Source organism: Paramagnetospirillum magneticum AMB-1, from assembly GCF_000009985.1.
In the GTDB taxonomy this organism is placed as follows: Bacteria; Pseudomonadota; Alphaproteobacteria; order Rhodospirillales; family Magnetospirillaceae; genus Phaeospirillum; species Phaeospirillum magneticum.
Genome location: NC_007626.1, coordinates 639,174 through 651,768, shown reverse-complemented (window position 1 = coordinate 651,768; position 12,595 = coordinate 639,174). Strand labels below are relative to the sequence as shown.

Here is a 12,595-nt window from a genome sequence, read left to right as displayed (position 1 = left end):
CAGATTTCCTTGACCAAGTATCTTTGGTTCCCCATCAACCGCGAGGGCTGGCCGTTCGTCGGGCTCTTTGCCTTGGGGGCCCTGCTGCTGGGCCAGATCTGGGGGCCGCTGGGCTGGGCCGGCGCCCTGCTCACCTGCTGGTGCGCCTGGTTCTTCCGCGATCCCGACCGCGTCACCCCCACCCGCGACGGCCTGGTGATCAGCCCCGCCGACGGCGTGGTGCAGATGGTCGGCATGGTCGCCCCGCCGCCCGAGCTGGACATGGGGGACGCGCCCCGCATGCGCATTTCGGTGTTCATGAGCGTGTTCTCGGTCCACATCAACCGCTGCCCGGTGGACGGCACCATCGTCAAGTGCTCGTACCGGCCGGGCAAGTTCCTCGACGCCTCCCTGGACAAGGCCAGCGCCGACAACGAGCGCATGAGCGTGCGCATGAGCCGCGCCGATGGCCGCGAGATCGCCTTCGTGCAGATCGCCGGCCTGGTGGCCCGGCGCATCAAGTGCGACCTGAAGGACGGCCAGCAGGTCCGCGCCGGCCAGCGTTTCGGGCTGATCCGCTTCGGCTCGCGCGTCGACGTCTATCTGCCCGACGGCGTGGCGCCCCTGGTCAGCCTGGGACAAAGCATCATCGCCGGCGAGACGGTTCTGGCCGACCTGGATTCCACGGAAGGCGCCCGCCAGGGAGAAATCCGCTGATGTTCCGCCCCAAGCGTCCGCCCCGCATCCGGGGGTTGTCGATCAACAAGCTGATCCCCAACATTCTGACGCTGCTGGCGCTGTGCGCCGGGTTGACCGCCATCCGCTTCGCCGTCCACGGCATGTGGAAGGAGGCGGTGATGTCCACCGTGCTGGCCGCCATCCTGGACGGGCTGGACGGACGGGTCGCCCGCCTGTTGCAGGGCACGTCGAAGTTCGGCGCCGAGCTGGACTCGCTCTCCGATTTCGTCAGCTTCGGCGTGGCGCCGGCCATGGTGCTGTATTTCTGGACCATGCAGGGCGCCGGAGCCTATGGCTGGGCCATGGTGCTGCTGTTCTCGGTATGCTGCGCCCTGCGCCTCGCCCGATTCAACACCATGATCGGCGAGCCCGACCTGCCGCCCTACGCCTATAATTTCTTCACCGGCGTCCCAGCCCCGGCGGCGGCGGGGCTGGTGCTGATGCCGCTGGTCTTCACCATCCAGTTCGGCGGCGGCTTCTTCGACCAGCCGATGGTGGTGTCGGTGTTCCTGATGGGCGTCTCGTTCCTGATGGTCAGCAAGATCCCGACCTTCTCGGGTAAGAAGGTGCGCATTCCCCATCGCTGGGTGCTGCCTATCCTGCTGATCATCGGCCTGGCCGCCGCCTTCCTGGTCACCGAGCCATGGTTGACCCTGTCCCTGCTGGGGACCTTGTATCTGGGCATGATTCCCGTCAGCCTGCGCTCGTTCCGCCGCCTGAAGGCCCAAGCCGAGTCCGCCCCTCCCGCCGAACCGGAAGCCCCCACCGCGTAACACTGTTGCTTTTCGGCAACAGCCGCCGGAGAACATGCTGCGGCGCGGCACCGTTACCTTGCCGGATGCCGGGGGCGAGCGTAGATATGGGGGCAGATTCACAACGCATCGCACCCCCACGGGAAGGTTCATAACCATGCGCAGCCTCAAGTCCCTCCTTGCCGCGGCCGTCGTCGTCGGTGCCCTGGCCCCGGTGGCCGCACAGGCCCAGTGGTATGTCGGTCTCGACGCCGGCGCCCAGCTCCTGCAGGATTCCAAGAACAGCGGCTCCGGCGTTTCCGGCCTCAAGTCCGAGTCCGACGTGGGCTGGCTGACCCAGGGCGTGGTCGGCTATGCGTTCGGCCAGTGGCGCGCGGAAGGTGAACTGTCCTATCGCTCCAGCGGCGTCTCCAAGGTTGGCGGCGCCACCGGCAGCGGCGATACCTCGGCCCTGGCGCCCATGTTCAACGGCGTCTACGAGTTCCTGCCCCAGTCCAAGTGGCATCCCTTCGTCGGCCTTGGTATCGGCGCCGCCCGCCTGGACAACGGAACCGTCAAGAAGAACGGCGCCAACGCCTATAGCGGCGACGACTGGCAGTTCGCCTATCAGGGCTTTGCCGGCGTGGGCTATGACCTCACCGACAATGTCGAACTGAAGGCCCAGTACCGCTATTTCTCGACCCTGGATTACGAGTCGAAGGCCGCGTCGAACAATGCCAAGATCGATTCCGAGTATCGTGACCACGGTCTGATGCTTGGCTTCGTCTACAAGTTCAACGCCCCCAAGGCGGCTCCGGCTCCGGCGCCCGTCCCGGTGGCTGCTCCGGCTCCCGCCCCGGCGCCCCGCGCTCCGGCCCAGGTGCAGAAGAACTACATCGTGTTCTTCGACTTCGACAAGGCGCAGATCACCCCCGAAGCCGCCCGCGTCCTGCAGCAGGCCGCAGGTGCCGCCAAGACCGCCGGTGCCGCCCGCATCGACCTGTCGGCCCATACCGACCTGTCGGGCAGCGCCAAGTACAACCAGGCCCTGTCCGAGAAGCGCGGCGCCGCCGTCAAGGCGCAGCTCGAGCAGCTGGGCATCCCGGCCAGCCAGATCGTCGTGGTCGCCAAGGGCAAGACCTCGCCCATGGTCCCGACCCCCGATGGCGTGCGCGAGCCGCAGAACCGCCGCGTGGAGATCATCCTGCCCTAACCGGCGCGATCGACTGAAATCGGCAAGGGCTCGACCTCGCGGTCGGGCCCTTTTCGATTCACAAGCCCGGCGATGCCGGGTAATAAGAGTCCAGTGGTCACCAAGGAATTGCGCCCATGCTCGTCCGTCTTGCCGTCATCGCCGCCGCCCTGCTCGCCTCGACCGGCACGGCTTTCGCCGCCGATGCCAAGCGCCTGGGAAGATACGGCGAGTGGGAGAGCCTGACCTACACCGAGGGCAACGCCAAGGTCTGCTACATCGCCACCACCGCCGCCAAGGTCACCGGCGGCGAGAAAGGCAAGAACTCCACCTTCCTCATCGTCACCCATCGCCCCGGCTCCAAGAGCAACGACGAGGTCAGCATCAACGCCACCTACACCTTCAAGAAGGATTCGTCGGTGGAGCTGCAGGTGGGCGCCCTGAAGCATTCGCTGTTCACCAAGGGCGAGCGTGCCTGGGCCGCCGATCCCAAGACCGATAAGGCCATCATCGCCACCCTGCAGCGGGGCAAGGAAGCCATTCTGCACGCCAGCCCCGCCAAGGGCAGCGACGTGGCGGCCACCTTCCCGCTGTCGGGCTTCTCCGACGCCCTGGCCTCGGCCGACAAGGCGTGCAACATCAAGCGCTGAGCCCAGCCCCCCATTTATCTGCAATCAAAAGAGAGGTCTGGAGGCATCGCCTCCAGGCGGGTTTGGGCGGCAGCCCAATGCCCCTCGCCCCCGCCACGGAATGAACGCCGGCACCTCGGCGCGATAGGCGGCATAGTCCTGGCCATAGCGGGCCAGCAGGCGGCGTTCCTCGCAATAAGTGCCGACCAGCAGGTAGACACTGCCCCAGACCGCCGTGGCCAGCCCCAGCGGCGACAGCGCCGCCCCCCACAGGATCAGGAAGGCCCCGGCATAGAGGGGATGGCGGACCCAGGCATGGGGGCCATCCCGGCGCAATTCTTCATCGGCGGGACGGTCCGGGTGGCGGAGCTGGCTCAGGCCCCCCAGCCGCCCCAGGTCGTAATAGCGCGCCGAGATCAGCATCACCGCCCAACCGGCCAGATGGATGCCGCCCAGCAGCGCCTTTGCCCAGAAGGGCAGGTCGAAGACCGGCTCGGCGCCCAAGGCCCAGCCGCCGACGCCTCCCACCGCCAGGAAGGCAGCGATGGCGATAACATTGTATGCAATGCGCGACCACCGTCCGGCCAGATCGCGCCCGGCCAGGGCGCTGTGGGACAGGCCGAAGACGACCCAGGCCAGCAGATAGGCCAGATGGGCGCTCAAGGCTCCTCGTCCTCCACCCCGCCGCGCCGCACCACCGCCAGCATGCGTCCCGCCCCCAGCCGGTCGCCGGGATCGAGGTCCAGCACCTTGGAGAGATGCGCCTCGGCCTCCTCGACGCGGCCCAAGCGGGCCAGGACATAGCCGGTGGCGATCAGGGTCTGCATCAGCAGCTTGGGCAGCGGCGCCAGGGTGACGGCGCTGCCGACAAAGGCCGCGTCGCCGGGACGCACCTCCCGCCAATCCTCGCCCAGGCCCAGCGCCGCCAGGGCGAAGGCGACGCAGGAGCGGGCATGGGGCAGCGCCTCGTCCAGACGATGGCGGTAGAAATAGAATTTGTAGGCGCCGATGCGCGTCGCCAAGGCTTCGGGGGCCAGAGCCAGGGCCTCCTTCACCTTGGCCTCGGCGGCGGCCTCCTCGTGCCACAGGCGGCCGGCTTCCGTCAGCGCCGCTTCGGCCGCCGGCGGAAGATCGAGGGGCAGGCCCTCGGCATGGTCGAGCATTTCGGTGTCATCCCGAACCGTTGCGAGGGATCTCATCCTGGCACAACCGAACCAATTTGGCATCATCGCGACAGAACGGAGATCCCTCGCTCCACTCGGGATGACAGGTTAGAGCGGCGCAATATCCCCCTGCTCTTCCAGTGCGGCCGCATCCGCCGCGAATTGGGCGAAGCGCCCCTCGGCGATGGCGGCGCGCAAACCGGCGGTCAGGGTCTGGTAGGCCTGGATGTTGTGCCAGGTCAGCAGCATCGGCCCGAGGATCTCCTCGGAGCGGATCAGATGGTGGAGATAGGCGCGGGAATGGTCGCGGCAGGCCGGACAGGGGCACCCCTCCTCCAGCGGGCGGGGATCGTCCTGATGGCGGGCGTTCCTGAGGTTCACCGTGCCGCGCCGGGTGAAGGCCTGGGCGGTACGGCCCGAGCGGGTGGGCATGACGCAGTCGAACATGTCGACGCCGCGCCCCACCGCGCCGATGATATCGGAGGGCCGCCCCACGCCCATCAGGTAGCGGGGCTTGTCGGTGGGCAGCAGCGGCGTGGTCACCTCCAGGGTGGCGAACATGGCCTCCTGGCCCTCGCCCACCGCCAGACCGCCCACGGCATAGCCCTCGAAGCCGATCTCCAGCAGCGCCTTGGCCGATTCGGCGCGCAGGTCGGGATAGACGCCGCCCTGGACGATGCCGAACAGGCCGTAGCCCTCCCGCGCCACGAAGGCCTCCTTGGAGCGGCGGGCCCAGCGCATGGACAGAAGCATGCTCTCTTGCGCCTGCTCGAAGGTGGCGGGAAAGGGCGTGCATTCGTCGAAGGCCATGGTGATGTCGGCGTCCAGCAGGCGCTGAATTTCCATGGAGCTTTCCGGGGTCAGCCGGTGCTTCGAGCCATCGTGGTGGGACTGGAAGGTCACCCCGTCGGCGTCCATCTTGCGCAGCTTGGCCAGGCTCATCACCTGGAAGCCGCCGGAATCGGTGAGGATCGGCCCCGGCCAATTCATGAACTTGTGCAGGCCGCCCAGCCGCGCCACCCGCTCGGCCCCGGGGCGCAGCATCAGGTGATAGGTGTTGCCCAGCACGATCTGGGCGCCGGTGGCGGCCACCGAGGCGGGCAGCATGGCCTTGACCGTCCCCGCCGTGCCCACCGGCATGAAGGCCGGCGTGTCGATGGCGCCATGGGCGGTATGGACGCGGCCGCGCCGCGCAGCGCCGTCGGTGGCAAGAAGCTCGAAAGAGAATTCGGTCATTTCTTGTCCCTCAATCGCCGGGCGCTCTCTCCGTTCGCTGGGCTCACCTCCGCTTCCCTCCTCCGCTGACGCTCCGTCGTCGCTCCGGGGCGCTCAACGCGCCCGCGCTCGCATATTTGCTCGCTCATATGGGTGTCCGTTCCAGCAGGCAGCAATCGCCATAGGAGTAGAAGCGGTAGCCCGCCGCCTTGGCATGCTCGTAAGCCGCCTTCATGCGCTCCAGGCCGGCAAAGGCCGAAATCAGCATGAACAGGGTCGAGCGCGGCAGGTGGAAATTGGTCAGCAGCACATCCACCTGCCGGAAGACATGGCCGGGCGTGATGAAGATGTCGGTGGCCCCGTCGAAGGGGTGAAGCGTGCCCAGGGGATCGGCGGCGCTTTCCAGCAGGCGGGCCGAGGTGGTGCCCACCGCCACCACCCGCCCTCCGGCGGCGCGGGCCGCGTTGACGGCGGCGGCGGTCTCGGGCGTCACCACCCCGATCTCCTGGTGCATGCGATGGTCGTCGGTATCGTCCACCTTGACCGGCAGGAAGGTGCCCGCGCCCACGTGCAAGGTCACGGTGACGCGCTTGACGCCCCGCGCATCCAGGGCGGCCAGCAGCTCCGGGGTGAAGTGCAGCCCGGCGGTGGGCGCCGCCACCGCGCCCTTCTCGCGGGCGAAAACGGTCTGGTAGTCGCCCTTGTCCCGCTCGTCGGCGGTGCCCTGGCGGATATAGGGCGGCAGCGGCAGATGACCATGGGTCTCCAGCGCCACCATCAGATCCTCGCCCGAGCGGTCGAAGTCGAGGGTCACCTCGCCCATCTCGCCCTTTTCCGCCACCACGGCGGAAAAACCTTCGGCGAAGTCCACCCGGTCGCCGGGCTTCAGCTTCTTGGCCGGGCGGGCGAAGGCCTTCCATTGGGAAAGGCCGGTGCGCTGGTGCAGCGTCAGCTCGACCCCCGCCAGACCCCGGCGGCCCAGCAGGCGGGCGGGAATCACCTTGGTGTCGTTGAACACCATGATGTCGCCCGGCAGCAGCAGGCCGGGCAGGTCGCGCACCCCCAGATCGGCCAGCCCTCCCGCCGCCGGAACATGCAGCAGCCGCGCCGAATCGCGGGGCTCGGCGGGGCGCTCGGCGATCAGGTCGCGCGGCAGATCGAAGTCAAAATCGTCAACTTTCATGAGGGCGGGTTTAGGCCGGGGGAATACCCAGCGTCAAGCACTCGCAGACAGGGCAGGCACATGCCATATTGAACCAGGAGCAACAGGAGCGCCCATGGAGCTGTTTCCGCCGTTCGAACCCCACGCCACCGGCGCCCTGCCGGTGGGCGACGGCCATGAACTTTACTGGGAGGTTTCCGGCAACCCCGACGGGCCGGTGGTGGTGTTCATCCACGGCGGGCCGGGAGCGTCCACGGCGCCGACCTACCGCCGCTTCTTCGACCCCTCGTTCTGGCGCATCGCGCTGTTCGACCAGCGCGGTTGCGGGCGGTCGCGCCCTCATGCCTCGGTGGAGGCCAATACCACCGCCCATCTGGTGGCCGACCTGGAGGTGCTGCGCCATCACCTGGGAGTGGAGCGCTGGCTGCTGTTCGGCGGGTCGTGGGGCAGCACCTTGGCCCTGGCATATGGCCAAGCCCATCCCGGGCGCTGCACGGGCTTCGTCATGCGCGGCATCTTCCTGTTCCGCCCCGACGAGGTGGAGTGGTTCATGAGCGGCATGGGCCGTTTTTTCCCCGAAGCCCACCGCCGCTTCATGGCCCATCTGCCCGAGGCCGAGCGCGTCCGGCCGCTGGCGGCCTATCTGGAACGGCTGACCCATCCCGACACCCACGTCCACATGCCCGCCGCCCGCGTCTGGTGCGGCTACGAGGAGGCCTGCGCCCGCCTGCTGCCCCGCGACGAGGGCGGAGACCCCGATGGCCCCTCCACCCTGGCCCTGGCCCGCATCGAGGCCCATTACATGGCCCATCAGGGTTTCATGCGTCCCAACCAGCTTCTCGACGAGATGGACCGTATCCGCCATCTGCCGGCCATCATCGTCCAGGGGCGCTATGACTTGGTCTGCCCGCCCCAGTCCGCCGCCGACCTGGCCCGGGCCTGGCCCGGCTGCGAGCTTCGCATGGTGCCCGATGCCGGGCACTCGGCCATGGAGCCCGGCATCCGCGCCGGGCTGGTCGACGCGGTCGAGCGCATGAAGATGCGGATCAGACGGTAACTTGCGAGCCCGCACGTCCCGGCCTATAAGAGTCGCGGAATGATCCCACTGGCGGAGAGCCTCATGATCCTCGTCACCGGCGGAGCCGGCTTCATCGGTTCCAACATCCTGGCGGCCCTCGAGGAAAAGGGGGCGGGCAAGCTGGTGGTTTGCGACCGCCTGCGCTCGGGCACCAAGTGGCAAAACATCGCCAAGCGCGAACTGGCCGACATCGTCCATCCCGAGCAGATCTTCGATTTCCTCGAAGCCAATGCCAAGCACATGGAGGTGGTGATCCACATGGGGGCCATCTCGGCCACCACCGAGACCGACGCCGACAAGATCCTCGCCAACAACTTCTCGCTGTCCCTGGCCCTTTGGAAGTGGTGCGCGCTGCACGACGTGCGCTTTATCTACGCCTCGTCGGCCGCCACCTATGGCGACGGCACCCAAGGCTTCGACGATGACGGCTCCATGGAGCATCTGGCCCATCTGCGTCCCTTGAACGCCTATGGCTGGTCCAAGCACCTGTTCGACCGCCGGGTGGCGCGCAAGGTGTGGGCCGGCTCGCGCAAGCCGCCGCAATGGGCGGGCCTCAAGTTCTTCAACGTCTACGGCCCCAACGAGTATCACAAGGGTGGCCAGCAGAGCGTGGTGGCCCAGGTCTATCCCCATGCCGAGAAGAACGCCGCCTACCAGCTGTTCCGCTCGCACAATCCCAAATACCCCGATGGCGGCCAGCTGCGTGATTTCATCTGGATCGGCGACGTGGTCGACGTGGTGATGTGGCTGGTGGAGAACCCCAAGGTCAGCGGGCTGTTCAACGTGGGCACCGGCAAGGCGCGCTCGTTCCTCGACCTGGCCAACGCCGTCTACCGCGCCGTGGGCCGCGAGCCGCAGATCAAGTTCCGCGACACCCCCATCGAGATCCGCGACAAGTACCAGTACTTCACCCAGGCCAAGATGGAGCGTCTGCACCGCGCCGGCTATTCCAAGCCCTTCACCTCGCTGGAAGACGGCGTCGAGCAGTACGTGAAGCGCTACCTCGCCTCCGGGGATGCCTACCGGTGATGACCTTCGCCCTGGCCTATCCCCATATCGACCCCATCGCGCTGCAGATCGGACCCATCGCCATCCGCTGGTACGCCCTGGCCTATATCGCCGGGCTGATGCTGGGCTGGCGCTACGTCAAGTTCCTGGTGGCGCGACCGCCCAATGCCATGACCGAGCTGGAAGTGGACGACTTCCTAGTCTGGGCCACCATGGGCGTGGTGCTGGGTGGACGCCTGGGCTATGTGCTGTTCTACAAGCCGCTCTACTACCTGGAAAATCCGCTGGAGATTCCCATGGTCTGGCAGGGCGGCATGTCGTTCCACGGCGGCGCCCTGGGGGTGATCGTCGGCATCATCGCCTTTTCCCGCTTTCGCGGCCGCAACCTGTTCCAGGTGGGTGACGTCATCTGCTGCGCCGTCCCCATCGGCCTGTTCTTCGGCCGCATCGCCAATTTCGTCAACGGCGAGCTGTTCGGCCGCGTCGCCCCCGACGTGGACTGGGCCATGGTCTTTCCCGGCGGCGGCCCGCTGCCCCGCCATCCCAGCCAACTCTATGAAGCCGGACTGGAAGGCGCGGTGCTGTTCCTGGTCCTGTTCGGCCTGTGGCGCCTGACCGGCATCCGCCATCGGGCCGGCGCCCTGTCGGGCGTCTTCCTGGCCGGCTATGGGCTGGCCCGCATCGCCTCGGAATTCTTCCGCCAGCCCGACGCCCATCTGGGCTTCCTGTGGGGCGGTGCCACCATGGGCCAGCTGCTGTCCATCCCCCAGGTGCTGGTCGGCCTCGCCCTGCTGGCCTGGGCATTGCGGCGCGGCGCGAAGGCGGCATGAGCGACCGGAGGGAGCGCGGGCGCGTTGAGCGCCCCGAAGCGACGACGGAGCGCAGCGGAGAAGGGAAGCGGAGGAGCCAAGCGCACGGAGGCGCGCGCCCGGCGCTTGAGGGGCTGAAACAATGACCCTGGCCGACATCCTCGCCGACCGCATCCGCGCCACCGGTCCCATTCCGGTGTCCGAGTTCATGGCCGAGGCCTTGGGCCATCCGGAATACGGCTATTACATGGGCCGCGACCCGTTCGGCATGGCGGGCGACTTCATCACGGCGCCGGAAATCAGCCAGATGTTCGGCGAGCTGATCGGCCTGTGGTGCGCCCTGGTCTGGCAGAGCATGGGCGCACCCAAACGGGTGGTGCTGGCCGAGATCGGGCCGGGACGCGGCACCCTGATGGCCGATCTGCTGCGTGCCGCGCAGGCCCTGCCTCCCTTCGCCCTGGCCCTGAACGTCCACCTGATCGAGACCAGCCCATCCTTGCGCAATCGTCAGGCCCAGGCCCTGACCGACCGTTCGGTCGAGTGGCACGAGCGGTTCGAGGATCTGCCCGACGGCCCGCTGCTGCTGGTGGCCAACGAGCTGTTCGACGCCCTGCCCATTCGCCAGTTGGAAAAGGCCGGAGGCGTCTGGCGTGAACGGGTGGTGGCGCTGGACGAGGCCGGCGCCTTCGCCTTCGCCCAGGGCCCTGTCGTGGCCGAGCCGCCCCTGGCCCCCGCCGTGCTGGGCGCGGCCGACGGCGCCGTGGCGGAACTCTGTCCCCAGGGCCGCGCCCTGGCCGGGACCATCGCCCGGCGGCTGGCCCATCAGGGCGGAGCCGCTCTGATCATCGATTACGGCTATGGCAAGAGCGCCGCCGGCGACTCGCTCCAGGCGCTGAAGAGCCACAAGCGCCACCCGGTGCTGTCCGGGCCGGGGACCGCCGACATCACCGCCCATGTGGACTTCCAGGCCCTGGCCGAGGCGGCCTCCGGGCTGGCCCGCGCCCATGGGCCGGTGCCCCAGGGCAGCTTCCTCGCCCGCCTGGGCCTGGAGGAACGGGTCCGCATGCTGATGCAGAACGCCACGCCCGAGCAGGCCGCCCATCTGGCCAGCGGCGCACGGCGCTTGATCGATCCCGGGGAAATGGGCACCCTGTTCAAGGTCCTGGCGCTCGCCGCCCCTCTGCTGCCCGTCCCCCCCGGCCTGGAACACGATTAAATGATCACCTTGTCGGCCCTCAACGAGTTTGTTCGCATCCGCCACGGTTTCTTCACTCGCGAAGGCGGCGTGTCGGAAGGCCTTTACGCCTCGCTCAATTGCGGACCGGGCTCCAGCGACAAGCCGGAGGCGGTGAAGGAAAACCGCCGCCGGGTCATGGCCATGCTCGACCTGCCGGAAGAAGCGCTGGTCACCCTTTACCAGACCCATTCCAGCGACGTGGTGAAGGTCACCGAGCCCTGGGACGCGGCCAAGGCCCCCAAGGCCGACGCCATGGTCACCGACCGGCCCGGCATCGCACTGGGCATCCTGACCGCAGATTGCGCCCCGGTGCTGCTGGCCGACGGCAAGGCCGGCATCGTCGCCGCCGCCCATGCCGGCTGGAAGGGCGCCCTGGGGGGCGTGCTGGACAATACCATCAAGGCCATGGTGGAGATGGGCGCCAAGATGCCCAAGATCGTCGCCGCCATGGGGCCGTGCATCGGGCACCGCAATTACGAGGTGGGGCCGGAATTCCCCGCCCCCTTCCTGGCCGAGGACCCCACCAACGCCGATTACTTCGCGCCGTCGCCGGCCCGGCCCGGTCACTTCCTGTTCGACCTGCCCGGCTATATCTCGCGCAAACTGGCCAAGCTGGGCGTGCACGAGGTCACCCGCGTTCCCGCCGACACCCTGCGCGACGAGGCTCGCTTCTTCAGCTATCGCCGCGCCACCTTGCGCGGCGAGGCCGATTACGGACGCCAGATCTCGGTGATCACGCTGGATCGATGAGACGCCTTTCCCTTCTGCTTCTTCTGCTGCTGACAACCGCCTGCGGCGACATTCCCCAGCCCTTCCGGCACGAAGGTCTCAACGCGGCGGTATCGCCACCCGGGCCGCGCGGCGTGGTGGTGCGCCCGCCCGATGACAGCCCCAGCGGCGCCGCCCTGGCCAAGGCCATCATCAAGCGCCTGAGCGAGCAGGACATCCCCGCCTCCAGCCGCAGCGCCGCCGCCGGCTCTTGGGTGCTGGCCGCCACGCCGGAAACCTCCATCGCCACCAAACGGCTGGTCTGGCGCCTGATCCCCCCGGACGGCGACATCCCGGCCGCGATCACCCAGTCCCTGCCAGCCGCCCTGTGGGAGACGGCGGGTCCGGCCACCATCGACCGCATGGCCGACGAAGTGGTGGCGAAATATGCCGCGACCCTGCACGGCGAGCCCGAACAGCCGCTCGATTCCGCCCCGGCGCGGGTGCCGGCAATCCGCCTGGAACCCCTGGCCGGGCTGCCGGGCGATGGCGACAGCGCCTTGTCCCGGGCCCTGGGCCAAGCCCTGCGGCGCTTGGGACTCAGGCTGGGCGGTCCGGAAGCCGACGTGACGGTGTTGGGCCGGATCACCCTGGTGCCCGGCCGTCCGGGCGAGGAGATCCTCGACGTCACCTGGGTGGTGCAGGACGCCAGGACCGGCAAGGAACTGGGCAAGGCCGCCCAGCAGGGTGCCCTGCCCAAGGGCCGGCTGAGCGGTCCCTGGGGCGCTCTGGCCGGCGATATCGCCGCCGGCGGGGCCGAGGGTATCGCGGACATCATAGCCGCCATACCTCAGAAATAAGGGGCCGGTCATAGGCACCAGTTTACAGAGCGGGTATCCGGCTGTTATACGGGTGCCGGTTTCACGGAGCGCAGCGGCGCGCTAAC

General features: G+C 68.2%; 14 protein-coding genes. 10 read left to right on the top strand and 4 right to left on the bottom strand.

Annotated features, from left to right (window positions below):
• The first annotated feature begins 3 nt into the window (after positions 1-3).
• From AMB_RS03120 to AMB_RS03105, 4 genes are all read left to right on the top strand, one after another.
• Positions 4-696, top strand: coding sequence for a phosphatidylserine decarboxylase (locus AMB_RS03120; protein ID WP_043745921.1), 693 nt, complete (start codon positions 4-6; stop codon positions 694-696).
• The gene (gene pssA, locus AMB_RS03115; RefSeq protein WP_011383046.1) at positions 696-1,490 is read left to right on the top strand and encodes a CDP-diacylglycerol--serine O-phosphatidyltransferase; all 795 of its coding nucleotides are present in this window, start codon (positions 696-698) and stop codon (positions 1,488-1,490) included. Before AMB_RS03120 ends, pssA begins: the two co-directional genes overlap by 1 nt.
• Before the next feature lie 136 nt (positions 1,491-1,626).
• Positions 1,627-2,661 carry an OmpA family protein gene (locus AMB_RS03110; protein ID WP_043743297.1) on the top strand — a complete coding sequence of 345 codons (1,035 nt, stop codon included), beginning with the start codon at positions 1,627-1,629 and terminating at the stop codon, positions 2,659-2,661.
• 116 nt (positions 2,662-2,777) lie between these two features.
• The gene (locus tag AMB_RS03105) at positions 2,778-3,290 is read left to right on the top strand and encodes an invasion associated locus B family protein (protein WP_011383044.1); all 513 of its coding nucleotides are present in this window, start codon (positions 2,778-2,780) and stop codon (positions 3,288-3,290) included.
• Positions 3,291-3,314: 24 nt separating this feature from the next.
• Here the strand turns inward: AMB_RS03105 and AMB_RS03100 are convergent, their stop codons facing one another.
• From AMB_RS03100 to queA, 4 genes are all read right to left on the bottom strand, one after another.
• Positions 3,315-3,932 (bottom strand): methyltransferase family protein, encoded by a 618-nt coding sequence (locus AMB_RS03100; protein WP_050750614.1) that lies wholly within the window; start codon positions 3,930-3,932, stop codon positions 3,315-3,317.
• Positions 3,929-4,432: a tetratricopeptide repeat protein gene (locus tag AMB_RS03095; RefSeq protein WP_043743296.1), complete on the bottom strand. Its 504-nt coding sequence runs from the start codon at positions 4,430-4,432 to the stop codon at positions 3,929-3,931. The genes AMB_RS03100 and AMB_RS03095 overlap by 4 nt, the downstream gene beginning before the upstream one ends.
• A gap of 108 nt (positions 4,433-4,540) precedes the next feature.
• Positions 4,541-5,668, bottom strand: coding sequence for a tRNA guanosine(34) transglycosylase Tgt (gene tgt, locus AMB_RS03090; protein WP_011383042.1), 1,128 nt, complete (start codon positions 5,666-5,668; stop codon positions 4,541-4,543).
• A 124-nt stretch (positions 5,669-5,792) separates the two neighbouring features.
• Positions 5,793-6,830, bottom strand: a complete 1,038-nt coding sequence (gene queA, locus AMB_RS03085; RefSeq protein ID WP_043743294.1) for a tRNA preQ1(34) S-adenosylmethionine ribosyltransferase-isomerase QueA — start codon at positions 6,828-6,830, stop codon at positions 5,793-5,795.
• 94 nt (positions 6,831-6,924) lie between these two features.
• Between queA and pip the strand changes: the two genes are divergently transcribed.
• From pip to AMB_RS03055, 6 genes are all read left to right on the top strand, one after another.
• Positions 6,925-7,866, top strand: coding sequence for a prolyl aminopeptidase (gene pip / locus AMB_RS03080; RefSeq protein WP_011383040.1), 942 nt, complete (start codon positions 6,925-6,927; stop codon positions 7,864-7,866).
• A 63-nt stretch (positions 7,867-7,929) separates the two neighbouring features.
• Positions 7,930-8,916 carry an ADP-glyceromanno-heptose 6-epimerase gene (gene rfaD / locus AMB_RS03075; protein ID WP_043745915.1) on the top strand — a complete coding sequence of 329 codons (987 nt, stop codon included), beginning with the start codon at positions 7,930-7,932 and terminating at the stop codon, positions 8,914-8,916.
• Positions 8,916-9,725 carry a prolipoprotein diacylglyceryl transferase gene (gene lgt, locus AMB_RS03070; RefSeq protein WP_011383038.1) on the top strand — a complete coding sequence of 270 codons (810 nt, stop codon included), beginning with the start codon at positions 8,916-8,918 and terminating at the stop codon, positions 9,723-9,725. The genes rfaD and lgt overlap by 1 nt, the downstream gene beginning before the upstream one ends.
• A 121-nt stretch (positions 9,726-9,846) precedes the next feature.
• Entirely contained in the window at positions 9,847-10,920 is a 1,074-nt protein-coding gene (locus tag AMB_RS03065; protein WP_011383037.1) for a class I SAM-dependent methyltransferase, read from the top strand.
• Positions 10,921-11,691 (top strand): peptidoglycan editing factor PgeF, encoded by a 771-nt coding sequence (pgeF, locus tag AMB_RS03060; RefSeq protein WP_011383036.1) that lies wholly within the window; start codon positions 10,921-10,923, stop codon positions 11,689-11,691. It abuts the gene before it with no gap.
• Positions 11,688-12,509: a hypothetical protein gene (locus AMB_RS03055; protein WP_011383035.1), complete on the top strand. Its 822-nt coding sequence runs from the start codon at positions 11,688-11,690 to the stop codon at positions 12,507-12,509. The genes pgeF and AMB_RS03055 overlap by 4 nt, the downstream gene beginning before the upstream one ends.
• Positions 12,510-12,595: the final 86 nt, after the last annotated feature.

Bases quoted from the DNA above. Each gene is read 5' to 3' on its own strand.
- AMB_RS03095 (WP_043743296.1), bottom strand. From the start codon at position 4,432: ATGCTCGACCATGCCGAGGGCCTGCCCCTCGATCTTCCGCCGGCGGCC.
- AMB_RS03055 (WP_011383035.1), top strand. From the start codon at position 11,688: ATGAGACGCCTTTCCCTTCTGCTTCTTCTGCTGCTGACAACCGCCTGC.
- tgt (WP_011383042.1), bottom strand. From the start codon at position 5,668: ATGACCGAATTCTCTTTCGAGCTTCTTGCCACCGACGGCGCTGCGCGG.
- pgeF (WP_011383036.1), top strand. From the start codon at position 10,921: ATGATCACCTTGTCGGCCCTCAACGAGTTTGTTCGCATCCGCCACGGT.
- AMB_RS03105 (WP_011383044.1), top strand. From the start codon at position 2,778: ATGCTCGTCCGTCTTGCCGTCATCGCCGCCGCCCTGCTCGCCTCGACC.
- rfaD (WP_043745915.1), top strand. From the start codon at position 7,930: ATGATCCTCGTCACCGGCGGAGCCGGCTTCATCGGTTCCAACATCCTG.
- pssA (WP_011383046.1), top strand. From the start codon at position 696: ATGTTCCGCCCCAAGCGTCCGCCCCGCATCCGGGGGTTGTCGATCAAC.
- queA (WP_043743294.1), bottom strand. From the start codon at position 6,830: ATGAAAGTTGACGATTTTGACTTCGATCTGCCGCGCGACCTGATCGCC.
- pip (WP_011383040.1), top strand. From the start codon at position 6,925: ATGGAGCTGTTTCCGCCGTTCGAACCCCACGCCACCGGCGCCCTGCCG.
- AMB_RS03110 (WP_043743297.1), top strand. From the start codon at position 1,627: ATGCGCAGCCTCAAGTCCCTCCTTGCCGCGGCCGTCGTCGTCGGTGCC.
- lgt (WP_011383038.1), top strand. From the start codon at position 8,916: ATGACCTTCGCCCTGGCCTATCCCCATATCGACCCCATCGCGCTGCAG.
- AMB_RS03065 (WP_011383037.1), top strand. From the start codon at position 9,847: ATGACCCTGGCCGACATCCTCGCCGACCGCATCCGCGCCACCGGTCCC.